Origin of the sequence: Fulvimarina fulva (assembly GCF_039652615.1) — a bacterium.
In the GTDB taxonomy this organism is placed as follows: domain Bacteria; phylum Pseudomonadota; class Alphaproteobacteria; order Rhizobiales; family Rhizobiaceae; genus Fulvimarina.
Map to the genome: position 1 here is coordinate 351256 of NZ_JBDJAC010000001.1, position 24639 is coordinate 375894.

Annotated in this window: 20 protein-coding genes and 2 pseudogenes; 6 read left to right on the forward strand and 16 right to left on the reverse strand. The window is 61.6% G+C overall.

Features of this window, described 5'->3' with window-relative positions; genetic code table 11:
• Window positions 1-22: 22 nt before the first annotated feature.
• The 7 genes from ABDX79_RS01590 to ABDX79_RS01620 form a co-directional block, all read right to left on the reverse strand.
• Window positions 23-1345 carry a DUF2252 domain-containing protein gene (locus ABDX79_RS01590; protein WP_346218501.1) on the reverse strand — a complete coding sequence of 441 codons (1323 nt, stop codon included), beginning with the start codon at window positions 1343-1345 and terminating at the stop codon, window positions 23-25.
• Between the two features lie 267 nt (window positions 1346-1612).
• Window positions 1613-2425, reverse strand: a complete 813-nt coding sequence (gene iolB, locus ABDX79_RS01595) for a 5-deoxy-glucuronate isomerase (RefSeq protein WP_346218502.1) — start codon at window positions 2423-2425, stop codon at window positions 1613-1615.
• Window positions 2422-2643 (reverse strand): hypothetical protein, encoded by a 222-nt coding sequence (locus ABDX79_RS01600; protein ID WP_346218503.1) that lies wholly within the window; start codon window positions 2641-2643, stop codon window positions 2422-2424. Before ABDX79_RS01600 ends, iolB begins: the two co-directional genes overlap by 4 nt.
• A 1-nt stretch (window position 2644) precedes the next feature.
• Entirely contained in the window at window positions 2645-3547 is a 903-nt protein-coding gene (gene iolE, locus ABDX79_RS01605) for a myo-inosose-2 dehydratase (protein ID WP_346218504.1), read from the reverse strand.
• Window positions 3548-3574: 27 nt separating this feature from the next.
• Window positions 3575-5404, reverse strand: coding sequence for a 3D-(3,5/4)-trihydroxycyclohexane-1,2-dione acylhydrolase (decyclizing) (iolD, locus tag ABDX79_RS01610; RefSeq protein WP_346218505.1), 1830 nt, complete (start codon window positions 5402-5404; stop codon window positions 3575-3577).
• Window positions 5401-7308 carry a bifunctional 5-dehydro-2-deoxygluconokinase/5-dehydro-2-deoxyphosphogluconate aldolase gene (locus tag ABDX79_RS01615; protein WP_346218506.1) on the reverse strand — a complete coding sequence of 636 codons (1908 nt, stop codon included), beginning with the start codon at window positions 7306-7308 and terminating at the stop codon, window positions 5401-5403. Before ABDX79_RS01615 ends, iolD begins: the two co-directional genes overlap by 4 nt.
• A 183-nt stretch (window positions 7309-7491) precedes the next feature.
• On the reverse strand, window positions 7492-8328 hold the full coding sequence (locus ABDX79_RS01620; protein WP_346218507.1) for a MurR/RpiR family transcriptional regulator: 837 nt from the start codon (window positions 8326-8328) through the stop codon (window positions 7492-7494).
• 81 nt (window positions 8329-8409) lie between these two features.
• Between ABDX79_RS01620 and ABDX79_RS01625 the strand changes: the two genes are divergently transcribed.
• The gene (locus tag ABDX79_RS01625; RefSeq protein WP_346218508.1) at window positions 8410-9537 is read left to right on the forward strand and encodes a Gfo/Idh/MocA family protein; all 1128 of its coding nucleotides are present in this window, start codon (window positions 8410-8412) and stop codon (window positions 9535-9537) included.
• Window positions 9538-9563: 26 nt separating this feature from the next.
• On the forward strand, window positions 9564-10553 hold the full coding sequence (gene iolG, locus ABDX79_RS01630; protein WP_346218509.1) for an inositol 2-dehydrogenase: 990 nt from the start codon (window positions 9564-9566) through the stop codon (window positions 10551-10553).
• A gap of 173 nt (window positions 10554-10726) precedes the next feature.
• Here iolG and ABDX79_RS01635 read toward each other — a convergent pair whose 3' ends face one another.
• The 6 genes from ABDX79_RS01635 to ABDX79_RS01660 all read right to left on the reverse strand — a co-directional run bounded on the left by ABDX79_RS01635 (window position 10727) and on the right by ABDX79_RS01660 (window position 17976).
• On the reverse strand, window positions 10727-11536 hold the full coding sequence (locus ABDX79_RS01635; protein WP_346218510.1) for an SDR family oxidoreductase: 810 nt from the start codon (window positions 11534-11536) through the stop codon (window positions 10727-10729).
• 99 nt (window positions 11537-11635) lie between these two features.
• Entirely contained in the window at window positions 11636-12823 is a 1188-nt protein-coding gene (locus ABDX79_RS01640) for a phytanoyl-CoA dioxygenase family protein (RefSeq protein WP_346218511.1), read from the reverse strand.
• Window positions 12824-12975: 152 nt separating this feature from the next.
• A complete protein-coding gene (locus tag ABDX79_RS01645; protein WP_346218512.1) occupies window positions 12976-13755 on the reverse strand; it encodes an ATP-binding cassette domain-containing protein in 780 nt (259 codons plus the stop codon).
• Between the two features lies 1 nt (window position 13756).
• Window positions 13757-14860 carry an ABC transporter permease gene (locus ABDX79_RS01650; RefSeq protein WP_346218513.1) on the reverse strand — a complete coding sequence of 368 codons (1104 nt, stop codon included), beginning with the start codon at window positions 14858-14860 and terminating at the stop codon, window positions 13757-13759.
• A 302-nt stretch (window positions 14861-15162) separates the two neighbouring features.
• Entirely contained in the window at window positions 15163-16104 is a 942-nt protein-coding gene (locus ABDX79_RS01655) for a sugar ABC transporter substrate-binding protein (protein ID WP_346218514.1), read from the reverse strand.
• Window positions 16105-17052: 948 nt separating this feature from the next.
• Window positions 17053-17976 carry a LysR substrate-binding domain-containing protein gene (locus ABDX79_RS01660; RefSeq protein ID WP_346218515.1) on the reverse strand — a complete coding sequence of 308 codons (924 nt, stop codon included), beginning with the start codon at window positions 17974-17976 and terminating at the stop codon, window positions 17053-17055.
• Between the two features lie 159 nt (window positions 17977-18135).
• Here ABDX79_RS01660 and ABDX79_RS01665 point away from each other — a divergent pair, with 159 nt between their 5' ends.
• A complete protein-coding gene (locus tag ABDX79_RS01665) occupies window positions 18136-19389 on the forward strand; it encodes an aromatic ring-hydroxylating oxygenase subunit alpha (RefSeq protein ID WP_346218516.1) in 1254 nt (417 codons plus the stop codon).
• Window positions 19390-19838: 449 nt separating this feature from the next.
• Window positions 19839-20219 carry a hypothetical protein gene (locus tag ABDX79_RS01670; protein WP_346218517.1) on the forward strand — a complete coding sequence of 127 codons (381 nt, stop codon included), beginning with the start codon at window positions 19839-19841 and terminating at the stop codon, window positions 20217-20219.
• Window positions 20220-20293: 74 nt separating this feature from the next.
• Here ABDX79_RS01670 and ABDX79_RS19660 read toward each other — a convergent pair.
• Both ABDX79_RS19660 and ABDX79_RS01680 read right to left on the reverse strand, forming a co-directional pair.
• A pseudogene (locus ABDX79_RS19660) lies at window positions 20294-20507 on the reverse strand (integrase core domain-containing protein); the annotation flags it as partial.
• Window positions 20495-20734: pseudogene (locus ABDX79_RS01680) on the reverse strand (transposase); the annotation flags it as partial. The pseudogenes ABDX79_RS19660 and ABDX79_RS01680, both read right to left, overlap by 13 nt.
• A gap of 29 nt (window positions 20735-20763) precedes the next feature.
• Here ABDX79_RS01680 and ABDX79_RS01685 point away from each other — a divergent pair.
• Together ABDX79_RS01685 and ABDX79_RS01690 are read left to right on the forward strand one after the other, a co-directional pair.
• Window positions 20764-21093, forward strand: a complete 330-nt coding sequence (locus tag ABDX79_RS01685) for a helix-turn-helix domain-containing protein (RefSeq protein ID WP_346218879.1) — start codon at window positions 20764-20766, stop codon at window positions 21091-21093.
• Between the two features lie 274 nt (window positions 21094-21367).
• On the forward strand, window positions 21368-23401 hold the full coding sequence (locus ABDX79_RS01690) for a methyl-accepting chemotaxis protein (RefSeq protein ID WP_346218518.1): 2034 nt from the start codon (window positions 21368-21370) through the stop codon (window positions 23399-23401).
• A gap of 107 nt (window positions 23402-23508) precedes the next feature.
• Here the strand turns inward: ABDX79_RS01690 and alr are convergent, their stop codons facing one another.
• Window positions 23509-24612 (reverse strand): alanine racemase, encoded by a 1104-nt coding sequence (gene alr / locus ABDX79_RS01695; RefSeq protein WP_346218519.1) that lies wholly within the window; start codon window positions 24610-24612, stop codon window positions 23509-23511.
• Window positions 24613-24639: the final 27 nt, after the last annotated feature.

Consider the following 24639-nt stretch of genomic DNA (forward strand, 5'->3'; position numbering starts at 1 on the left):
TTTTGCCCGGCACTTCTTTCACTCAGCGATAGACCATCTCGACATTGTCGAATGCGCCCATGGCGTGGTCTTCGCGAAAGAACTTGTGGTCAGCTTCGAGCCGGTCCGCCGCTTCTTCCGCCCACCGGACGAGATCGGCCTTGAACAGCTTGTGCGGGCTCGCCGCCGCTATGATCGAAGGTTCCACGTCGTAGTCGATCTGACCCAGATCGTCGGACAGCGCATGAGCTTGCGCGAGAGCGGCCCCACACGTCCGCGCGTATTCCTTCCAGGTGCTGTAACTCAGCTCGTCGAGATCGATGTCGTCGCGGAAGGGCGCTCGCTCGCGGCTCATGAAGCTCGTTCCGTCAATTTCGACGGAGCCGTAGAAAATATCACCGTGGGCAAGCTGTACGGCCTGGCCGTGTTTGATGCGGTCGGCTTTATCACCGGCATTGAAGTTCGATGGGGGAACCAGCCCTTCGAGGGCAGATTTTCGCGCGCGCTTGAATTCGATGATGAGATCGTCGGTCGCGTCTTTCGATGGACCCTCGATCAGGACGTAATAGCGTGGCAGGCCCAGGGATGCCGTTCCCTGTCCATGGCGCTTGCAGACATCCTTCACCTTCAGTTCGCCCGCCCGGTCGAGGTCGACAATGTCGTTCGCCTTTGCCAGATCGTCGATCGCTTTCTGGAATTTATCGATCTCACCGGAAATCGGCTGCAGTTCGTCACTGGCGCGGAAACCGCGTCCCGAAGGCTTGAGATAATCGTCCCAGAGCCATTCCTGGCGCTCTTCCCAGGCTTCTTCGAACAGGCGGCGGATCACCTTTGGCGAGTTGTCCATCCGGTAGCTGTCGTTCTTTTCGGTGTCGTGCTTTGCATAGCCCGCCATCGCTTCGAGATAGCCCTTGACGAACTTTTTCACGACCTTGCGTCGTTTCTTGCGGCCAAGGCCTCCCGCCTCCCGAGCCCCGATCCAGAAGCCGACCGCGCCTCGCTTCAGGTCCCAGGTGAAGGGGGCGTAAATCGTCTCGTCGAAGTCGTTCACACCGAAAATAGGCGCGCCGTGATCGTCCGGCATGACGCCGAAATTCTCCGGATGGACATCACCCAGCGCCATGACGGAGGGCATGCCGGCATCTTCGCCCACCATGTCCCGATAGAAAAGAAGGGCTGTACCGCGATAGAACTTGAAGAAGTTGCCGGCAAGTTCGTCGAATTTTACTTCCGTTCCTTTGTTGCGCTGCTCGATCCGGTTGGCATGGTCCTCACGCAACGTCGAGCGCACATGCTCCCGGCGTGCCTGCCCCTCCAGGAAAACCGGGGAGACAACCTGTTCGCCTGATGCGATCCGTTCAGACAAGGCGCGATAAGCTTCGACCTTATCGCCCGCCTTATGAGCTATGTCGGCCGTCTCGGTCTTCGTTTTCTTGGTTTTTGTCGGCTTTTTCTGACCGTCACTCATAGCGCGTGCTTCCTTCTCAAGTCCGACGGCAACGCGGTTCGTCGCCTTGCGGGTGCACCGTTAACTGGCGCGAACGGAAGCGAATGCGAATTTGCAAGTGGCGTCTCCGGCTCGCCCGCCAAAGGTTCGGGCGAAGGAGAGGGGCTTTGGCTGCGCGCCTTATGATCAGGCGTCGCGTTTCATGATCCATTGCACTTCCGGAGCGGCGACAAAGCGCCACTTTCGCAAGGGGCCGGCCATGACGTTCAAATAGTACATCTGGAAACCGTAAGGCGCGCCGCATGGATGATGGCCGCGAGGCACGCAGACCACGTCGCCGTCTTTCACCGCCATTACCTCGTTGAGCGACCCGTCATCGGTATAGACGCGCTGGAAGGCAAAGCCCGAGGCGGGATCGAGCCGGTGATAATAGGTTTCTTCCAGATAGGTGATGCGCGGGAAATCATCCTCGTCGTGCCGGTGGCTGGGATAGGAGGACCAGTTGCCGGCCGGTGTGAAGACTTCCGTTACCAGAAGGCGGTCCGCGACGGGAGAGTCTTCCATGGCGATATTGTTGATGTAGCGGGTGTTGGTGCCCTTGCCGCGCTCTGTCAGCGAAATACCCTCCGGGCCAATGCGCCGGGCCGGAAAGTCTGCATCTGCAGAGGCGGGCGCGGAGCAGACCGCGATCACGCAATCGGTTTCGGCGAGCGCGCTCCAGTTCCTGTCACGTGGCACATAAAGGCAATGGGGCGGGGTCTTCTCGAAGACGTTCATGCGCTCGCCGAGGATGCCGAAATCCTCGCCCGCGCCGGTTATCTGCGCCTTGCCCTCGACCATGACGAGGATCACCTCGCGCTCGCCGGTCGCCTCCGCCGCGCTCTCGCCGGCCCGCAGACGGTAGAGCGAAAAGCCGACATAGCGCCAGCCCGCGCTCTCCGGCGTGATCTGGTGCACCTTGCCGTGGGTGCCGAAGGGCTTCTTCTGAAGATGGCTCATGTCTCGTCCTTCTCAGCATGCTTTTCGTTCGATGGGACGGTTTTGGGTTCGTAGGTCATGATGAGGCTCCAGGCGAGCCACGCGCCCGATCCGAGAAAGACGAGCGCCCAGAACGTGTTGCCGTTCACCGCCTCGAAGATGCCCCAGGCGAGCGTGATGGCGGTGATCAGCAGGCGCCGCCAGAGTGGTCGGAGCCAGGGGCTGGACGTGTCGAACATCCTACGAAATCAGCCCGGCTTCGCGTGACATGTCCTTCAGCGCCTTCAGGCCCATGGACTGATAGTGGACCGGGTCTCGTACGGCCGAATCCTGTTCGGCCTCGATGACGATCCAGCCGGAATAGCCGGCTTCCGCCGCAGCCTTCAGGACCGGCAGAAATTCGACGCAGCCTTCGTCATCGCCCGGAACGGTGAACATGCCCCGGCGCACGCCTTCGAGGAAGGAGAGGTTTTCTTCGCGCAGCATTTTCAGGAATTCGGGCCGGACATTTTTGCAGTGGATGTGCCCGACGCGGTCCATGTATTTTTCCGCGACTGCGGTGGGGTCCGCGCCGCCGACGGTACAGTGGCCGGTGTCGAGAAGAAGCTTCGTGTCAGGACCGGCGAGCGCCATGAAGCGATCGATGTCGCCGGCGCTCTCCACCACGGTGCCCGTGTGGTGGTGATAGCAGAAGCGAACGCCTTGTTTCGCCGCGTGGCTCGCCAGCGCGTTGATCGCGTCCATGAAGCGCGGCCAGTCTGCCTCCTCGATGATCGGTCGGTCATTCGCGGCAGCACGATCGTTGCCGTGAACAGTGTTGGAGCATTCGCAGACGATGATGACGTCGGAGCCGGCCTTCTTCGTCATTTCCAGATGAACGTTCATCGCCGCGATCTCGGTCTCGATGGTCGAACCGGTGTCGAGGATGTTGGTCGAGTGCCAGCCGCCGACGAATTTCAGTCCGTACACACCAAGCGCCGACTTCAATTCATCGCCATCGCTCGGCATCTTGTGGCCCTTCTCGATGCCGTCGAAGCCGATCTTGCGGCAATCGTCCAGGCATTCCTCGAGGGAGATGTGATCGCCGATCGACCAGTCGTCGTCGTTCGACCAAGCGATCGGGTTCGTTCCAAAAAGGATCATCGTCTTGTCCATCTGTGTTCTGTGCCGTCAGCCGATCGCGCGGATGCGGATTTGTTCTTCATAGGCCTTGCGCGCCTCTTCCACCGCTTCGCGCGACGAGACCTCGGGCACGGCGACATCCCACCAGTGGCCACCATGGGGAGTCGAGGGATAGGGGTCGGTGTCGATGACGACCACGTAGGGTCCGTCGACATCCTTGCCCTCTGCGAGCGCGGTTTCGAGTTCGGCGATCGAGCCCACATGTTTCGAAGTCGCGCCCATCGAAGCGGCATGGGCGGCGAAATCGATGTTCGAATGCTTGCCGCGATAGCTGTTCTTCAGGAGGTTGTTGAATTCCGCCCCGCCGCAACCCTGCTGAAGCCGGTTGATGCAGCCATAGCCGCGATTGTCGGTGATGACGATCGTGATCCTCTGACCGAGCATCGCAGCGGTCGCGAGTTCGGAATTCGCCATCATGTAGCTGCCGTCGCCGAGCATGCAGACGACGTCTCGCTCGGGCTGGGCCATCTTTATGCCAAGCGCACCGGCAATCTCGTAGCCCATGCAGGAATAGCCGTATTCCATGTGGTAGCCGCCCGGACGCGGGGCCTTCCACAGCTTGTGAAGTTCGCCCGGCATGGTCCCGGCCGCGCACATGACGACCGTATCCGGCCCGCTCGCTCGCTGGACCGCGCCGATCACCTGTTGGTCCGTCGGCAGTTCGTTGGTCTCGGCTGGCGCGTCGGTCAGCGGATCGACGGCGGCGAACCAATCTTCCTTCAGCGATGCAGCGGGTGCTTCGAAAGCGAAATCTCCGAGGGCTTCAGAAAGCGCTTCAAGGCCAACCCGCGCATCGCAGCACAGCGGCTCCGCGCCGTGCTTCATGGCGTCATAGGCTGCGACGTTGAGGCTGACGAGCTTGCGCTTCGGATTGCGAAACAGGTTCCAGGAGCCGGTGGTGAAATCCTGAAAGCGGGTGCCGACGCCGAGCACCAGATCGGCCTCGGCTGAGATGATATTCGCTGAAGACGCGCCGGTGACGCCGACGGGGCCGAGATTGAGCGGGTGATCCCAGGCGAGCGCCGATTTGCCGGCCTGGCTTTCGACCACCGGGATGCCGTGCTTTTCGGCGAAGGCCTGAAGCGCTTCGGTTGCCAGCGAATAGTGGACGCCGCCGCCCGCGACGATGACCGGCTTCTTCGCCGATCTCAGCATATCCGCGACGCTTGACACCTCGACGGGATCGGGATGCGGCCGGCGGAAGCGCCATGTGCGGGGCGTGAAGAAGCTTTCAGGATAATCGTAGGCTTCGGCCTGCACGTCCTGACAGAAGGAGAGACAGACTGGTCCGCAATCGGCCGGATCGGTCATGGTGCGGAATGCGCGGGGCAGGGCGGTCAGGAGCTGTTCGGGACGCATGATGCGGTCGAAATAGCGCGTCACGGGCCGGAAGGCGTCATTCACCGTCACTGTGCCGTCGCTGAAATCTTCGCTCTGCTGAAGCACTGGGTCCGGGCCGCGATTGGCGAAGACGTCGCCGGGAATCAGAAGCAGGGGAAGCCGATTGACATGGGCGAGCGCCGCGGCGGTGACCATGTTCGTCGCGCCGGGACCGATGGAGGAGGTGACCGCCATCGCTCGGCGGCGGTTCGACTGCTTGGCATAGGCAATCGCCGCATGGCACATCGTCTGCTCGTTATGCCCGCGATAGGTCTGGATCGCATCGCGTTCGGCATAGAGCGCCTCGCCGAGGCCGGCGACATTGCCATGGCCGAAAATCGCCCATACGCCGGCGAGAAAGGGTTCGCCATCCTCGTTCAGCTGGGCTGCGATGTATTTCACCAGCGCCTGAGCGGCGGTCAATCGGATCGTGCTCATTGGATATCTCCTCCCGCGCGCGCCTCTTCCCAAAGAGCGCAGAGACGCGCATATCGCTCTGCCATCTGCGTGACGGCCGTACTCGGCGTGATCTCGTTTTGCATGTAGGCTTTCGCAGCGTCCGCGAAGATGGTGCGGCCCACAGCGAAACCCTTCACGAGCGGACATTTCGCGGCCTTGGCGAAGCTCTCCTTCAGTGCGTCTTCACTGGCTTCGAGGCCGAGGACCACGATGCCGCGCACATGGGGATCGTTCTCTTCGATCGCGGTGCAGGCGTTTTGCCAACCGGCCTCGCTTACCATCGGTTCAAGCTTCCACCAGTCGGGATAGATACCAAGGTCATAGAAGCGGCGAATGATCGTGGCCGTCGTTTCGTCGTCGACAGGACCTGCCTTGGAGGGGATGACCTCAAGGAGAAATTCCAGCCGGTTGCGGCGGGCCGCCGCGAAGAGCCGCTGAACGGTCGCTTCCTGATGCGCCCACATCTCGGCATCGTCGTCCGGGTGACAGAAGCAGAGGCATTTGACGACATGCTCGGCCGGCCATTCCGCAAGACCGCCGAAATCGGTGCCGATCTCCGGCTCCAGTTCGAGGGGCCGCGAGCCCGGCCATTCGACCGGCCGGCCGATCCAGAGGCTGCGCCCCGCCGCGCGATAGAGCGCCTGCCGCCCGAGCCGCCCGTCGCAGAGAATGCCGTAGCCGGCCCGCCCGTCCTGAACTTTCAGCGCCGCATCGAGGCAGAGCTGCTTGAATGCACCGATCCTGTCCGCATCCGCACCCGGCAGGTCTTCGAGCTGCATGCGATGGTCGAAGGCGAAGACCCGCATATCCGGCCAGTCGCCGCTGCGGTTCGTCGACCAGTGGACCTGTTCGAGTTCGCGATCCTTGCGCAGCGCCTTTTCCCTCACGCCGCGTTCGAGGAAGAATTCGAGCTCGGTGAGCGAGGGATAGGCCGGCGTGCATCCGTGCCGCGAGACCGCGAACGCGCCGCAGGCATTGGCGTATTTGAGGGCGACCGGCCAGCTTTCGTCATCGAGCCACCCCTTGAGGAGGCCGGACATGAAGCCATCACCCGCGCCGAGCACGTTGAAGACCTCGATCGGAAAGCCGGGGCCGGTCTGGCCGTCGTCGAGGCTCTCCGGAATAGCGCCCTCGAAGGCCGCCGCGCCAGCCGCGCCGCGCTTGCAGACGAGCACCGCGTCCGAGACGGCGCGGACGGCCCTGAGCGCGCCGATCGTGTCGGTGGTGCCGCCGGCGATGTGGAATTCCTCTTCCGTCCCGACGATGAGATCGAAGAGATGCAGCGTCGATTGCAGCTTCCGGGTGACCTTGTCCGAAGCGATGAAGCGCTCTTCACCCGCATCATGGCCGGCAAGCCCCCAAAGGTTCGGCCGGTAGTCGATATCGAGCGCTGTGCGTGCGCCATGCTCGCGCGCAAGCTCCAGCGCCTTCAGGACGGCTGCCTCGGTGCGCGGATTGGAAAGATGGGTGCCGGTCGCGACCACGGCGCGGGCACGGGCGATGAAGTCCTCGTCGATATCGTCTACTGAGAGCGCCATATCGGCGCAGTTCTCGCGGTAGAAGATCAGCGGGAACTGCTCCTCGTCGCGAATCCCGAGAAGGACAAGGGCCGTGAGGCGCTCCGGATCTGTGACGACACCGGTCACATCGACGCCCTCACGAGCAAGCTCCTCGATGAGGAAGCGGCCCATATGCTCGTTGCCAACGCGGGTGATGAGCGCGGATTTCAGGCCGAGGCGGGCGGTGCCGGTCGCCATATTGGTTGGAGAGCCGCCGACATATTTGTCGAAGCTCCGCATGTCTTCGAGGCGTCCACCGACCTGCGCGCCGTAAAGATCGACCGAGGAGCGGCCGATCGTGATGAGATCGAGGTCCTTGGTCATGTTCGGATTCCTCGCGCGGCGGCGCATATCGATTCTGTTCCGGTCTCGGCTCCCGTCACTGTCTTCCTCCCATGTGCGGCGCTGCGGCCTCGATGCGCGGCTCGGGTCCCGATTTTCGGGAGAAGCCTCGCATGATATTATTTGGAATATTTATTCCAATTTTGCTCTTCGACGGCAGACATGTCAACGGGCCTTCTTGCGCATGGTCCCGATCGCGACGGAGAGCGCCGTCGCAAGGGTGAGGGCCGCCGTCGGAACGCGGAATGCGCCCACTTCCATCTCGCGCGCGACGAGGAGATGGCGGGCGGTCTCGCCAAGTGGGCATTCGGCGGTATCGCTGAGGGCGACCAGGGATATGCCGCGTCTCGCCGCCCGAGTCGCCACTTCGATCGTCTCGGGCGAATAGGGCGAGAACGTCACGGCAAAGACCGCGTCACCTGGGCGGATCGCGTGGTCGCTGGCTAGATGGCCGGCCGCGTGGTGGAGCAGAGTCGGCACCTCCATCTTTTCGAGGAGATAGGCCATGGTGCTGACGATCGGAAACGCGCGCCGCAGGCCGACGAGATGTATGGTCTCCGCATTCGCTAGGATGACCGCCGCGCCCTGCAGTGCAGCATGATCGAGCCCGCTCGACAGGGTTTCGAGAGACTGCCGCCCGGCATCGGCGAAGTCCGCTGTAAGCGCGCCTACATTTTGGGCGCTGGCCTCGCTGATGCGTGACAGGCGCTCGGCATAATCCGGGCGCGACTGGGTGTATTCTGCCCGAAACAAAGCCTGCATCGGCGAATAGCCGGAAAAGCCGAGAGCCTGGCAAAAACGCATGAAGGCCGAGGCAGGAACATCGGCGCCAGCCGCCATGTCGGCCACGGTCGAAACGGCAATCAGATGCATGTTGTTTCTTAGCTGGACCGAGCATTGCTTGAGCCGTTTTGGGAGGCTGTCCTCCATGCGATCGAGCCGCTCAAGCAGTTCGGCAATCGAGGCCGGAGCTGTTCGTTCGCCTTCGGTGATCGATGTCATTCCGGAGCCTCGCTCTTGACAGAAGACGCTGATGGGCGCACTTCCGATTTGGAATATAAATTCTAATTCGGCGGAGGGCAAATGATGCCGGGAGAAAGCCTCGGTCTCGGCCTGATTGGCACTGGGTTCATGGGCAAGGCGCATGCTCTGGCCTACCGCTCGGCGCGTGCCGTCTTCGGCGGGCTACCCCATCTCGATCTTGCCTGCCTCTGCGATACCCCGGAGGACCGGGCGCGGTCCATGGCCGATCAGTTTGGTTTTGCGCGGGCGAGCGCGGACTGGCGCGATCTGATCGCCGACCCGAAGGTCGACATCGTTGCGATCACCACGCCCAATGCGCTCCATAAGGAGATCGCATTGGCGGCGATCGCGGCGGGCAAGCATGTTCACTGCGAAAAGCCGTTGGCGCTGACGCTGGACGATGCCCGCGAGATGGAGGCCGCTGCGCGCGAAAAGGGCGTGCGGACCATGGTCGGCTATAACTACATCCACAACCCGGCGTTCACCCATGCGGTCCGTCTCATCGCCGAAGGCGTGATCGGCAAGCCGGTGCATCTTCGTGGCTTTGTCGACGAGGATTATCAGGCCGATCCCGATCTCGCCTGGAGCTGGCGTTCGCGCACAGCCGATGCCGGGTTGGGTGCGCTGGGCGATCTCGGCTGCCACCTTGTTTCTATGGCCTGCGGATTGATGGGGCCGATCGAAAGCCTTGTGGCCGACACCCAGATCATCCACCCTACCCGTCGTCTTGCGAGCGGCGAGGGTTCCGCCGACGTTGAAAACGAGGACGCGGCGAGCGCGCTCGTGCGTTTCGGCAACGGGGCGCAGGGCACGATCAATACCTCGCGTTCTGCCTGGGGTCGCAAGAACAAGCTCGAATGGGAAGTGCATGGCACCAAGGGCATGCTCGCCTTTTCTCAGGAGCGGATGAATGAACTCCAGATCTATGTGAACGAGGGCCCGGTCGGACGACAGGGCTTCTCGACCATTCTCACCGGGCCTGAGCATCCGCCCTATGGCGCGTTCTGTCCGGCGCCGGGGCATCAGCTGGGTTTCGGCGACCTGAAGACCATCGAGGTCGCCTCGTTCCTGCGCGCAATCGCTGCCGGCGAAGAGGCGCACCCGAATTTCACCGACGCGCTCGCCTTCGAGGCCGTCATCCACGCCATCGATCAGTCTGCGCGCGAAGAGCGTCGAATTTCGCTCTGAGCCTTTTTTTCCGAAAGGATACCGACATGAAAACCGCCATCTTCGGTGCCGGCCGTATCGGCAAGGTCCACGCCGCCTCGATCCGTATGGACCCGCGCAGCGAACTCGTCGCCGTCACCGACGTCGTGGCAGACGCTGCCGAGGCGCTCGGCAAGGAATACGGCGTTGCGGTGCGCAGCCCGGACGATATACTTGGCGATAGGAGCATCGACGCGATCCTGATCGCATCCTCCACCAACACCCATGCCGACTTCATCGAAAAGGGCGTCGCGGCGGGCAAGGCGATCTTCTGCGAAAAGCCGATCGATCTCGATCTGTCCCGCGCCCGTCAGGTTCAGGCGATTGCCGAAAAATCATCAAAGCCGGTGATGATGGGCTTCAACCGGCGTTTCGATCCGAACTTCGCCGCGCTCAAGGGCGCGTTCGCCGGTGGCGAGATCGGCAAGGGCGAGATGCTGGCGGTTACATCCTATGATCCGGGCCCGCCTCCGGTTTCCTATATCAAGGTTTCCGGTGGGCTCTTCCGGGACATGATGATCCACGATTTCGACATCTGCGCTTGGCTTTTCGGCATGCCGCAAAAGGTCACGGCGTCGGGGGCCTGTCTCATCGATCCCGAGATCGGCAAGGCCGGTGATATCGATACGGCGGTCGTCATTCTAGACTATGCGGACGGACGCATCGCCACCATCCGCAATTCGCGCCGTGCCGTCCATGGCTACGACCAGCGCATCGAACTGCTCGGTTCGGACGGCATGCTCCAGGCCGAGAACATACTGGAACACACGGTTTCGAAGTCGACTACGGCGGGCGTCACTTCGGCCAAACCCGTCTATTTCTTCCTTGAACGCTACATGCGCGCCTATGGCATCGAATGGGCAGGCTTCGTGGATGCGGTGGTCGAGGGCAAGCCGGTGCCGGCGACGGTGGAAGACGGCGTCAACGCGCTGCTTCTCGCCGAGGCGGCGAACATCTCCTTGAAGGAAGGGCGCAGCGTGGAACTCGCTTCGCTCTGAGGCGGCAGGCATCCAAGCCCGCTCATCGAGCAAGACAAAAAGAGACAAAAAGAAAAGCCGCGAAGCTCCAATGGCTTCGCGGCTTTCATATTTCGATTGGTTCAGCTGCGTTTTTGCATCGAAGTACTGCGGCGTCCGTTCGAAGCGGCCCGCGTCGGGCCTTGCCCTCTTCTTCAGAGCGGGCCCTCCGGCATGGGCTGGCTGTCGAAGGCACCGCGGACCGACTGATCGAATTCAACGCAGGCCCCGGTCATCAGGCCTGACTCGTCCGACGCCAGGAAGGCGACAGCCCGAGCGACCTCTTTCGGGTCGACAAGCCGACCGTTCGGCAGATGTGCGCCCGCGTTCAGGAGCCAGTCCTCGCCCGCTCCATGATAGCGTTGCTGGATGGTCTTTTCGCCCTCGCTCGCCATCCATCCGATATTAAGCGCGTTGACGCGGATCTGATTGTGGAGAAGTGCATAGGCGGTGTTGCGCGTCAGCGTATCGAGCGCGCCCTTCGATGCGCAGTAAGCGGCGATGAAGGGCTGGCCGGCATGGGATGACACCGAGGAGACGTTGACGATCGAGCCGTGCGTCTTCTTCTCCTGCATCAGCTTGATCGCTTCCTGCATTAGGAAAAAGGGTGCGCGAACATTGACCGCCATCATCCGGTCGAAGAGGATCTGATCCGTATCGAGGATCGTGCCGCGATCGGTGAGCCCGGCGGCGTTGACGAGAATGTCGAGCCGCTCGAAACGCGTCGCCGCCCGGGCGATGACCGCTCTGCACGGATCGACTTCGGCGAGATCGGCTTCGACGAATTCAGTGGGTGTCCCTATCTTGTCTTCGATCGCCCGCGCGACGGCTGCGCCCTTATCCGTGTTGCGTCCACAGATGACGAGGCCCGCCGCGCCGCGTTCGGCGAAAAGCCGCGCGACCGCTGCACCGAGCCCTTGGGTTCCGCCGGTCACCACGGCGATCTTTCCGTCCAGACGTCCCATTCCTTGACCTTTCTCGTTTGATGCAACTGTCTGCCAGGTCGTGTCGCGGCCAGATCTCAAGTCCCGATGTCGCGATGCGCTCGGATCAAGACCGCCGGTTCAGGAGCGGCGGCGATCGTCGTAAGCTGCGATCGTTTCTGCGAAGACATCCGCAGCCATTCCGTCGGCCAGAGCCTCCAGCATGCGCTCGGCCTGGCTCTTCGGCGCAAGGCCACCCTTTGGCGGATCGCGATCGAGGTTGGTTGGAAAGGCGTAGCCTTCCGCGCAGGCCGCGACCGCGTTGCGGAGCGCGCGCTCACCGGCTTCGGCTTTCGCATCAAGAAGCGCCGGATAGAGGACGATGGACATTTTCGAACGGTCCACCGTCTCCATGGCGCGTCCGAAGGCGGAAGAGACCTGGAGAAGATTGGCCATGCGGCGGATATCGGCCGAGCGATTTGTGCCGGCACCGTGCATGAGCGCCGGATTGAAGAACACGGCATCGCCTTTTTTCAGGGGAAGCTGGACGTGATGCTCGGCGAAATAGTCCTGGAATTCCTTGCGGCCAAAGGCGAGGTAGCCCTCAAAGAAGGTCTGCGAATAGGGCAGGAAGAGCGTCGGCCCTGTCTCGACCGGCATGTCGCAATGGGCAATGGCGCCCTGGAGCGTCAGCACTGGCGAGATTGCGTGGATGTGTGAGGGGAAAGCCGTCATCTGGTCGGGCGTCATGAAGCCCAGATGATAGTCGCGATGCGGCGTTTGCGCTGCCCCTCCCGGATTCACGCGGTTGACCTGCGCGGTCATTTGGTAGCCGCGTCCTAGCCAGGCTTCCGATGCCATGGCGAGCGCGTCGGAGGCGTAATAGCGCGCGAAATTCGCGGGGTCAGCGAGACAGTGCTTTTCAAGCGCGTTCCAGACCCGGTCATTGGCGCCGGCCTTGGCGAAATGGTCGCCGCCGCCCCTAGAAGCGGTCTTCTCCTCGTCGATGATCGTTTCGAAAATCGCTGTGGCACGATCAATCGTCTCGTGATCCTCCACAGCATTCCGGATCACGAGAACGCCCGGACCCGACATGAAAAGCTCGGCCCATTCAGCCATCAAGTCGAGACGATCGTTTTCCTCGCCTGTAGCCTCGCGGACACGCCGGCCTTCATAGATCGGAATATTCATCTGGATCTCGGCGGCGTTCGGCCAGTCCTCGCCCCGTGTCTCGCGCGCAACCTGCCGCCGGAAGGTCTCAAAGCTCCCGCTGGCCGGATCAAGCCAGATCCGGTTGCGGCGCTCTGTGCTGTTTGTCATCGCGTCCATGGCGTCTCCTCCCGTTTCCCGATGGCCTTATTGGCGTGGATCGCGCCGATCCCGTCCGCACAGACGACAAATGAAGATGGACGTCGACGCACCAGACGAACGCCGTGCGCGGTAACGTATCTCCGACCGTAAAAGACTTGAGTGCCGCCTTTTCAGACCGTGCCGCCGAGGCTGCTTTCCAGTTCCACCATGTCTTGACCGCCGGCCATCAGGTCCTGAAGCTCTTCGGGCGTGATCTTGTCCCTGGTGGACGTGCCGAAGGTCTTGCCCCGATTGAGCACCGTGAAACGATCGCCCACCGCCATGGCATGGCGCACATTATGGGTGATGAAGACGACGGCGATGCCGTCCTTTCGCACCCGGTCGATCGTCGAGAGGACGCTCGCGGTCTGCCGCACACCGAGCGCTGAGGTCGGCTCGTCGAGGATCAGCACCTTCGCGCCGAAATACACGGCGCGGGAAATCGCGACCGTCTGGCGCTCGCCGCCAGACAAGGTTCCGACGGCCTGATCGGCTTCGCGCAGGTTGATGCCCATCCGGCGCATCTCTTTCACCGTCACCTCTTCGGCCGTCTTCGTGTCGAAGCGCTTGAAGGGTCCCCAGCCCTTGGTGGGCTCGCGCCCCATCCAGAAATTCCGGGTGACGCTCATCAGCGGGATCATCGCGAGATCCTGATAGACCGTCGCAATCCCGGCATCCATCGCCTCGCGGGGGCTGTCAAATGAGACTTCCTTGCCGCCGACATACATCTTGCCCTTGGTCGGCTTATGGACGCCGGACATGGTCTTGATGAAGGTGGACTTGCCCGCACCGTTGTCGCCGAGAAGGCAATGGCATTCGCCGGGCCGCACATCGAAGGAGACCCCCGACAGCGCAACGATATTGCCGAAGTGCTTCTCGATATTGTCCATGTGAACGATTGGTTCGCTCATCTTATCGCTCCCCCGTCACACGCTTGCGGATGATGTTGTTGAAGAGCACGGCGATCAGCAGCATGCCGCCGAGGAAGACCTGATACCAGTCCTGATCGATCTGCGTATAAGTCAGCCCGATCAGCACCATGCCGAAGATGATCGAGCCGAAGAACGCGCCCACGGCAGAGCCGTAGCCGCCTGTCAGAAGGCAGCCTCCGATGACGGCCGCGATGATGGCCTCGAACTCCTTCTGGAAGCCGCGCCGGGCGTCTGTCGAGCCGGCGTCGAGCACGGTTAGGATCGCGACGAGCGCAGCGCAGCAAGCCGTCAACATGAAGAGCGACGTCTTCACGCGGCGCACGGGCACGCCGGAATTTTTGGCGGCATTGGCATCGCCGCCAGAGGCAAAGATCCAGTTGCCGGCCGGCGTGCGGAGCAGGATCCAGGTGAGGACGATGGTAAGCCCGATGAACCAGAGTATTTCGACGGGAATACCCTCCACCTTCGGATTGCCATTGGAGAAGGAATCGATCCAGCCCTGCTTGGCCATCCATGCGAATAGACCCTGAAAGGCCCGCCCGGAAAAGATCGGGAGGAGCCAGTCGCCCTGCACCGCCTCATTGATACCGCGCAGCTGGGTGGAGCCGCCGGTGGCCCATTTCAGCCCGACGAGGCTTAGGCCACGCAGGATGAAAAGAAATGCGAGGGTGACGATGAAGGACGGAAGTCCCGTTCGAAGCACGATCTGCGCGTTGACCAGCCCGAACAGTGCCGCGACGAAGAAGGTGAGCGCGATCGCGATCAGCAGCGGAAGCTGAAACACCGTCAGCGCCGTGCCGAAAACGAGCCCTGCAAAGGCCACCATGGAGCCGACCGAAAGGTCGAACTCGCCGCCGACCATCAAAAGGGCCGCGCCCAGGGCGAGAATGCCGAGCTGTGCGGCCGGCGTCAGGAAATTGATGATGCCCGACAGCGAGAACATCACCGGATTGGCCGCGAAGACGAAGAAGATCGTCACCGCGACGACACCGGCGATTGCGCCGAGTTCCGGTCGTTTGAGGAGCTGGGAGATCAGCGAACTGTCCTTGAGACGCTCATCGCCCTGTTGGGTTTCAGCCGTCATGGGTCCTCCGCACTCGGGCACGATCGCGAAGGTCTGCAAGACGGTTCGGATCAGATCATGCGCGATTACAAAATTGGTATCGGGTTTCTGAAGACGGTGCGCCGAAACCCGGCCTGGGTTGCGATGCATTCCGACCTGATGCAGGTGGTCGCCATATCGCCGGCACGTATCGAGCCGCAGCAGACGGACCCGTCAGGCCCTTCGGACGTGAGACCCGCGCCCGAAAGACGATACTTGCAGATGCAGGTGGCCGCCCCGCTGCCGGGCCCGAGGACCCGAACCGGCGAGGCGGGTCGTCGGTATCAGCGAATGCCTTCAGCAGAAAGTTCGATGACCTGCTGGGCATCGTCCTGCATCACGAGGTTCGGCCCGGAGGGCACGTCGCCGCCGGGAACGAGACCGTATTTGGCATTGAGATCGAGGAACACGACCGGGAGATATCCTTGCAGGAACTGCTGCTGATCGATCGCGAACGCGGCATCGCCATCGGCGACCGACTGCAAGAAGCTCGCCGAAAGGTCGAAGCTTGCGACCTTCACGTTCTCGGTTTTGTTCAGCGATTTGACCGCTGCCACCGAGGGTTCACCCGCCGTCGCAGCTCCAAGCGCCAGAACCGTATCAATCTCTTCGTTCGACTGAAGCGCGGCACGAACCTTCGCCTCGACGTCCGCCGGATCGTTCGTCGTCGGCAGGACCTCGACCGAACCGCCGAAGCCCTCCGAGAAGCCTTCGCAACGCTGGTCGAGCGAAACGTTGCCGACTTCCTGGTTGACGCAAAGCCCGGTTGTGCCGCCCATTTCCTTTAGCTGTTCGCCGGCCCGAACGCCCGCGTCGTATTCGGATTGACCGACATGGAGCAGGGCGCCGAGATCCTTCGCGACGTCGCTGCCGGCATTGAGCGAAATGACCGGAATGCCGGCCTGCACCGCGCGCTCGATCGACTGGCTGAGAGCATCGGCATCGGCGATGGAAACAGCAAGCCCGTCCGGCTCCTGATTGACGGCGGCATCGATGAGCTGGCTCATGGCGACCATGTCGAAGGTTTCGGGCGCACGATAGGAAACGTTGGCGCCGGTATCCTTGGCAGCCTGGTCGACACCGTTCTTGACGACGGACCAGAACGGGTCGTTCGCTTGACCGTGGGTCACGACGATGATGGTCGGCGCTTCACCGTCCTGTGCTGCGGCGGGGCCTGCGACCGCAAGAATGACGGCTGTTGCCGCGATGGACTTCAAGATGCGCATATGGGTTCCTCCCTGAATTGACGATCGCTGCCGCACGTTCCTCCGATCGCGAACGACAGTGACCCTCCATCTGCACCCGGATCTCATGCCGGGCGAAATACGATGAGATCGACGCCCGGCGATGCAAATGGAAGATATATTCCATTTATGACCCGAAATTCCGCGTTGTCAATCTTTTCTCAGAACCTCCCTTGGCGCGAGGCGAGGGTGGAGGGATCGGTTGGCAGCGGTTGAAGTGGGTCATTCGTTGCCCTGCCGACACGGGCGACCAACGGCAAAGCCGAGATGCGCGCGCGGATGCATCTCATACCGCCGGACGAATGAACTGACCCTCCGGGCCAGTTCTCACCCGGCTGTTGGCTCAAGCGCCGCTCGGGCTGCCGGCGGACCTTCGGAAGCGGTGCTTTCAGAGGTCCGCCGGTATCACTGCAGGAATGGCGCGTGCGGCAAGCCCCGGCCGTCCCTGTAAACCAAGTGGGCGACCAGACCGAAGACGCGAGAGGAATCAGCGCCTGGAGGCTTTAAGAAAATACCGTGCGCGAGAGTTGGCGGGCGGGCGGCCAAGGGATATGGCGCCGGCTCCGGCTTAAGCGCGACCGAGGTAATGCGGGCAGGTGTTCATCCTGTCGCGAGTAACTCACCGAAAATGGAAAATATATTCCATTTTGTCCGATTCTCGGCGTCAGGTCAGACGGATTGCCAGATTCGACAACCACCGGGCCGAACTCCCGCGTCACACCGAGGGGCATTTGAATCCAACGGTTTCACAAGGCCGCCGGGAGCCCGAGCGGCGCCTGAGCCAATCGCCGGACAAGAATTGACCTTTGGGTCAACTCATTTGGCCGGCGGTATCACGTGTCGGCATCGCGGTGCCTTACGACGGTGAGGCGAGAAACCGGTGCGGAGATTTTCGGCGGCATGAGCCGTCGACGGCGGCCGAAATTCTCCTCAGGGCACCGGTGTCTCTTTGCTCATCTCCAGCCGTTCGGCGATCCAGCGCGCGGCAGCCTGGACAGTCAGGTCGTCGGTCTTTCTGGACGCAATGACGACGTTGTAGAGTGCCGCCGAACGGACCGTCCGTCCGCCGATCTGGACAAGCCGACCGCTGGCCAGCACCTCCGATAGCAGCAGGCGCCAGCCGAGCACCACGCCTTCGCCGGCGATCGCCGCGTAGACGGCGTCGTTGTACTGACTGAAGCGCAGGGTCGAGGCTTCCGAGAAACGGCCGAGACCGGCATCGGCATGCCATTGGCGCCAGGAGAGCCAGGTTGCATCCGGGATCTCGTTCGTGATCAGCGGAATGTCTGCAAGGCGCTGGGCGGAAAAATTCTCTCCAAGCTCCTCGGCAAAGGCCGGGCTTGCTGCGGGAAAGACCTCATCCGCGATCGATCCAACGGTCAGGCCGTCCCGGAAGGGCGGGAGGCCGAACCGGATGACGAGATCTACGTCGTCCGAGCGAAGATCGAAATGATTGTCCTGGGAGAGGACCCGGAGCTTGATCGCGGGATTGGCTTCGCGGAACGCCTTCAGACGCGGCAGGAGCCAGAAATGGGAAACGGCATGGGTCGCGCCGATGGTGACTGTTCCCGTCAGTGCGGGCTGCCTGATCTGCGTGATGGCCTCCGCCATTGCGTCGAAGGAAAGGGAGACGGCTCGGGCCAGGATTTGACCTGCCGGCGTCAGATCGACCCGTCGATGGCCGCGCACGAAGAGCGTATTGTGCAGCTCGCCTTCGAGCAGCTTGATCTGCCGACTGACGGCCGCCTGCGTCACGCCAAGCTCTTCTGCGGCTTTTGTAAAACCGCCGAGACGGGCTGCCGCTTCGAAGGTTGCGAGCGAGGCCAGGGAGGGAATAGTTCCGCGAAGCGCCATAATCGATCTGATCTGTCGGGTCCGTTCGTTGGAGATTACGCATAACTTGAAGTTATGGGAAGTTGCAGAATTTCTGACATTGAACGCGGACGGCGACGGATCGAAGATGCGCGCTGGCCCAGCAGGCCCGCCTTTGTTTCCCGACATTCAGGTTTCGTCATGCTTCAATCGCCCAAGGAAGACGTCTCAGGCCTCTTGCGCGCCCGCCAGCCGGGTTACTCGCTGCCCGCCGGCCTCTACACCCGGCCCGATGTCTACGAGGCCGATCTCGACGTTATCTTTCACCGGCACTGGATTGCCGTCGCTGTCGAGGCGGACGTGCCGGAGGAGGGCGACGTGTATGGTGTCGATATCGGCCGCTCCTCCATCGTGATCGTGCGCGACGACGAAGGCGTGGTGCGGGCCTTTCACAATGTTTGCAGCCATCGCGGTGCCAAGCTGGTCGATGCCGGACATGCGACCATCGGCAAGCTCGTGTGCCCCTATCACCAGTGGATCTACGAACTCGATGGTGAGCTCATCGATGCGCCTCATATGGGCAGGGACTTCCGGCACGATATGCATCACCTGCGCCCGGTCCACATGCGCTCGATCGGTGGCCTTATCTATGTCTGCCTTGCTGACGAAGCGCCCGCCGATATCGAGACGCTCGGCGAGGTCATGGAGCCGCGTCTTGCGCCCTACGATCTCGCGAATACCAGGGTCGCCTATGAGAGCGAACTGGTCGAGGAGGGCAACTGGAAGCTGACGATGGAGAACAATCGGGAGTGCTATCACTGCGCCTCGAACCATCCCGAGCTTTGCGTGTCCTTCATTGATCTCGATTTCGGCTTCGATCCCGATCAGCTGTCCGAGGAGGATCGTGCGGAAGCGGCCAAGCACGGCAAAATGTATGAAGAGCGCACGAGGAGATGGGAGGACGACGGCTTCCCATCACAGGCCGTCGAGCATGTGCGCGGCACGGAGACCAACTTTCGTACTCAGCGTCTCATCATCGCCGGGGCCGGCGAATCCCAGACGCCGGATGCGCTCGCCGCGTCCAAAAAGTTGCTTGGCTCCATGACACGCAAAGATACCGGCGACATTCACCTCTGGGGGAACAATTCCTGGAACCACGTCATGGCCGATCATGCGGTGGTCTTCACGATCTTTCCGCTTTCGGCCGATCAGACGCTGGTGCGCACGAAGTGGCTCGTCCACAAGCATGCGGTCGAGGGCGTCGATTACGATCTGGAAAATCTGACAGCGATCTGGAAGGCGACCAATGCCCAGGACGCCGCGCTCGTCGCGCGAGCTCATGCCGGCACCCACTCGGCCGGTTATCGTCCGGGACCCTATTCAAGGTTCACTGAAGGGGCTCTCGACGACTTCTCCACCTGGTATGTCGAGCGAATGAGCACCCACGGATACTGAACCTCTAAGCGATCGCTCCTGATTGATGGCGACGGCTCTTATGCTTGGTCGGCATTGGATACAGCGTCGCCAGAACGACCGGCTCACGGGCGTGGTTATCGCTTCGTTGAAACGCCCGACAGAAAACGGCGCTCGTTTTCAGGTCAAGTGGTTCTGTATCCCGCTAATCAAGCCGTGGACGGTATCGAAGCCCGCGAGGCGCGTGAGCATTTGCAAAATCGTTATCGCGAAGCGATCAAACGGATTTCAAATGATCTGTGGAAACGTGCAGCTGACAAGTTCGGTTGCCTTAAATCGTGAAACCTTCACCGCTCCGGAAGCATTCGTTGAATAAGAAGGTTTTCGAACGCTCGGGGCAGATCTTCATGCGCATTGGACTTTTGGGATCACCGGCACTCGCTTTCGTCCTGTCGGGCTGCTCCGTATTCGGTGGGGCCGGCAGCGTGCGAATGCCTGATATCAAGGTTCCGAAGATGTCAGAGGTCGCCGATATCATGACGCGCGGTGGCGCCGAGACGCTTCAGCCGACAGCGCCCGCCAGCCTGACGCCCGCACAGGATCAATCCGTCCGGCAGGCCGTTCAGCAGCTGTTTCCTGCATCCTGGGCCGTGTCGCTCAAGGGACTGGACAGCGGGCGAAAGGCCGACGGCAGCCTCGTGACTTGCGGAATCTACAACGCTTCGAAGTCAGGCGGCGACAAAACGCTCAGCGGAATTTTCAGAGCAGAAACCGACCCTCTCACAGCCCAAACTGTGGTGCGCGAGGCTGCTCACACAGGCGGCAAGAAGCTCGCTGCCTTTTCCAACTGCCAGGCTCTTGACCTGTTCTGACAGAAAATTTTCTTTCAGCGCCTTCATGTGTGTTTCCGACTGGCCTGCCCCAACCAGGTGGTCATGAATGAATCTTAGTGCATCGTCGGCTGTTGCACCATTGGTCGCGTAGTCGGCGACGCCGGTCCGTTGAGCGACGCCAATCCGTAGAACAGCTTGTGGCGCGGGCGGTCGGTAGCCGAGCGATGAATGCGGACGTGCCGTGTTGTAGTGGCGGCGCGAGCTTTCGATCACGATCCAGGCATCTGTGAGCGAGTAGAAGCTCTCGCCGTTCAGCAGTCCGCCGCGAGCCAGCGCTGCATCTGCTGATAGACAGCCGCCCAGGGCGGCAGGTCACGCGGCATGAAGCGCCATGGCATTCCCATCTTCACCACGTATCGCAACCCGTTGAAGACCTCGCGAAGGTCATGGTCGCGCTGACCGGCTTCTTCGTCGAGAAGCCGAAGATAGGGCGCGACTAAAGGCCACTCTTCATCGGAAAGGTCGGTCGGATAGGAGGAGAGATGATCTGACATGATCAATCAACGCAAAACTGCCAAAACCGATTCATAACGGGCTCTACGTCCATCTTTCGTCTCTCGAAAGACAGCAACTCGGGGTCCGTCACGCAGCGGGTCATTCGAACGCAGAGATTGCGAAAGCCCTTGGTCGATCTGCGGCAGCACGGCGGCCGGCAGCTACGATGGCGATCAAAACTTTGGACGAGAAGGTCATCGGACCACGGACTTACGCCCGACTCCGTGACACCAGCGCTTGCAGGGAGGCCCTTACGGGCTCAGGTTTTGCAGGCTCCGGCGAAGGTGCCAAGTGTCGGTCGCTGCGGGAACGGGAACGATCAAGGGCTGGAGAAGCCTGCGTTCGAAACCTAGAATAGGCAGTATAGCTGTTGTGCGCTTATATTTATATCGACTTATTTTTATTCTTACGATTTTGTTCGAAGCGAGCGCAAGATAAAATATTTCGGTATTTGTAAATGTAACCTTTGATTAATCGAAAGACTCGATAGTCGCCTTCACGTCCAGCGACATCTCTGTGCCACTTCGGCATGTCAGGATGCGTTGCGCCTCATATTTCTGATCATGTCCAATTTGCTGGTCGCGCGATAACGGTCCGCGACACTAACCGAGGACCCTACATTGAGCATACCGATGAAAAGGCTCGACCGCATGTCGATCGGTGGTCGGATCAAACTTCTGATCGCCCTGATGGTCGCCGCCTTCAGTGCCATCGGAGCGATCGCGTTTATTGAAAGCCAGATTTTGAACCATTCGGCGGACGACCTCAACAAGGTGCAGACCCTTGCTCGTGACGTCGCCGAGATGCGCATCGAAGTCATCAGGATCACCCTCGCGGCGATGGATACGATCGTCGACAAGGCTGAGGGGACGATCGAGCCTGAACGACGGGAAATCATGATGAAGGGCGTGAGCACTATAACCTCGCTCATTCCCATGGCTCGCGAGCTGGCTCAGCTCGTTGGAGAGACCAACACCGTCGACGGGATCGAGGCGAAAGTCGAGGCCTTGCGGATCGGCGTTCTCGAAACACTACCCAGGCTGATCGAGGAACGAGCGAACGAGGAGGCGTTCGGAGAAATCGATGACGTCATCGATAATAGCGCGGGTGTCCTCAGATCCGATCTTGCCACTCTGTCCGAATCCGCTTTCGAGCGTTTGCAGGATACCGTCGACGCATCTCGCCAGAATACGACCTTCGCCGCCTATCTCCAGGTCGGGTCTGCTCTCGCGGGGCTACTCGTTCTGGTTTCGATCGCCTCTATGCTGAGCCGTTCAATCGCCGGCTCTCTTCGGTCTCTCGAAGGCGTCATGAGCGAGATCTCCAACGGTCATTTGAAGGTTGATATCAAAGGCGCCGAGCGCCGCGACGAAATCGGTTCGATGGCTCGGGCGCTTCAGGTCTTCAAGGAACAGGCGATCGAACGCGATCGCTTGGAACATGCGGCGGAAGAGTCGCGTCGAAACGAGGTTCTTGCCAAGGAACGCCAGGCGGCGATCGAGAGCTCAAAGGCCGAAGATCTCAGGGTGCTCGTCACCGCCGTCGAGGCCAGCTTCGACCGCCTGTCGGATGGTGACCTGACCATTCGCATGAACCAGAAGCTTGCCCCCGAATTTGAGCCGATCCGCGTCAAGTTCAACGACAGCGTCGCCCAGCTCGAAGAGGCAATCGGCGGGGTGGTGTCTTCGGTCGAGACCATTCGCACCGGCCTGTCGGAGATCGCCATCGCCTCCAACGATCTGTCTCATCGCACCGAGCAGCAGGCTGCTTCGATCGAGGAGACTGTCGCGGCGCTCTCGGATGTCAGTCGAGCTGTCGCGGTCACCGCCGATAATGCTGGCAAGGCGCGCGAGACGGCCCGCTCGGCCGCAAGCAAGGCCGAAGAGGGCGGTGCCATCGTCGGACGCGCCGTCTCGGCCATGGAAGAAATCGAGGACTCGTCCCAGAAGATCAATGACATTATCGGTGTTATCGACGAGATCGCCTTCCAGACCAATCTTCTGGCGTTGAATGCCGGTGTGGAAGCGGCGCGTGCTGGCGAGGCCGGCAAGGGCTTTGCGGTCGTTGCCCAGGAGGTCCGCGAACTTGCTCAAAGATCCGCTGGGGCGGCCAGGGAGATCAAGGGCCTGATCTCGACGTCGCGGGAGCGGGTTGGTACAGGCGTCGATCTCGTGACGGCCTCCGGTCGCTCTCTGGAAGAGATCGTCGCGGAAGTAAATGCCATGTCCCAGGTCATCTCGGCCATCGCCGCTTCGGCCAATGAGCAGGCTTCGTCGCTGCGTGAAGTGACCGGCGCTGCCGACCAAATGGACAAGGTGACACAGCAGAACGCGGCCATGGTCGAGGAGACGACTGCGGCGACCAAGAATGTCGAGGCCGAGACGGACGCGCTTTCCGTTTCCGTCTCCCGCTTCTCGATCTCCGGAGGCGATTTTGGATCGTCCCGGCCCAGCCAGGCCGAGGCTACAACGCGTCCTGCGGCGAAGCCGGCGGGTAAACCGTCAGTTGCCGTAGCGGGCGAGCGCCAGAAACCAGTTGCAAGTCCCGTCCACGCCTTGCAGGAGCGCATCGCCAAGAAAGCTGCGCCTGCGCCGAAGCGGGCGGCCCCCGTCGCCAGCAATGCCAGCGCGGTTGCTGCCAATGGGGATGACTGGACGGAATTCTGATCCGCCATCGGCTCACGGGTTTCGCCGGATACAAAAGGCCGCCGGGTTTCTCGGCGGCCTTCGCACTTCAAATGCGATAGGGCAGTGGGTGGCGTTTTGACCTGACTTTACGAGGTCCACTCACGCCGGACGCGGCTGCCGAGGCTCGTCAGCAATTCGTAGGCGATCGTCCCGGCGGCCTCGGCGACATCGTCTATCGGTATCTGAGGCCCGAACAGTTCCGCACGGTCGCCTGGCCGGGCAGCGTCGTCGGGAAGGTCGGTGATATCGAGAAGAGTCATGTCCATCGAGATTCGTCCGAGGACGGGAACGCGGTAGCCGGCGAGAAAGGCGCTCGGGCCAGCACGACCTTCGCGCACCGGAACGCCCGCCCCGGAAAGGGCCCGTGGATAGCCATCGCCATAGCCGATGCCGATCGTGGCGATCCGGGTCCGCCGGGTCAGATGGGCCGCACCTGCATAGCCTGCCTTCTCGCCTGCTTCGGCAACGGCGATTTGAAGCACGGAGGCGCTGAGCCGGGCGACCGGCTCGATGTCGAGTTTCCCTCGGAGGCTCGCCTTGCCGCCGTAAAGCGCAATGCCTGGCCGGGTGAGATCGAAGCCGAACTGTTCGCCGCAGACGGTGCCCGCAGAGTTCGCCAGCGATCTCTCGATCTGCGGAAAAGGCCTGGTCATCGCCTCGAAACGGCGATGCTGTTCTGCCGTGTCTTCGGCAGACATGTCCGCGCTGGCAAGGTGACTGATGAATAGCGCGATATCGAGCTTCTTCTCTGCCGCTAACTCCATCGCTTTCGAAAAATCGCGCGTGTCGAGCCCAAGCCGGTTCATGCCGGTTTCAAGCTGTAACGCCGCCGGAGCGATACATCCGGTTCGGGCCAAACCATCGACCCAGATCGCGAGGTCGTCGGGAGTTGAGAGAACCGGAATGAGGGTGTTCGCGGCAAGGACATCCACAGCCTCGGGCTCGATGCCTTGCAACACAAAGATGCGCCCTTTGGGCCCGAGGGTTCGTCGGACACTCAGCCCCTCGTCAGGCCAGGCGACGAAGAAGTCGCGGCAGCCGGCTTCGTAAAGAGTGTTCGCCACGGCCTCGGCACCGAGCCCATAGCCATTCGCCTTGATCGCCGCACCTGTGCGGGAGCCGGGATGCACCGCGGCAAGAGCGGCCCAATTGCGCTGGAGCGCGCCAGCGTCGATCTCGACCCGGGGCATCCTTTGATACCGGACCACTGGCGACGT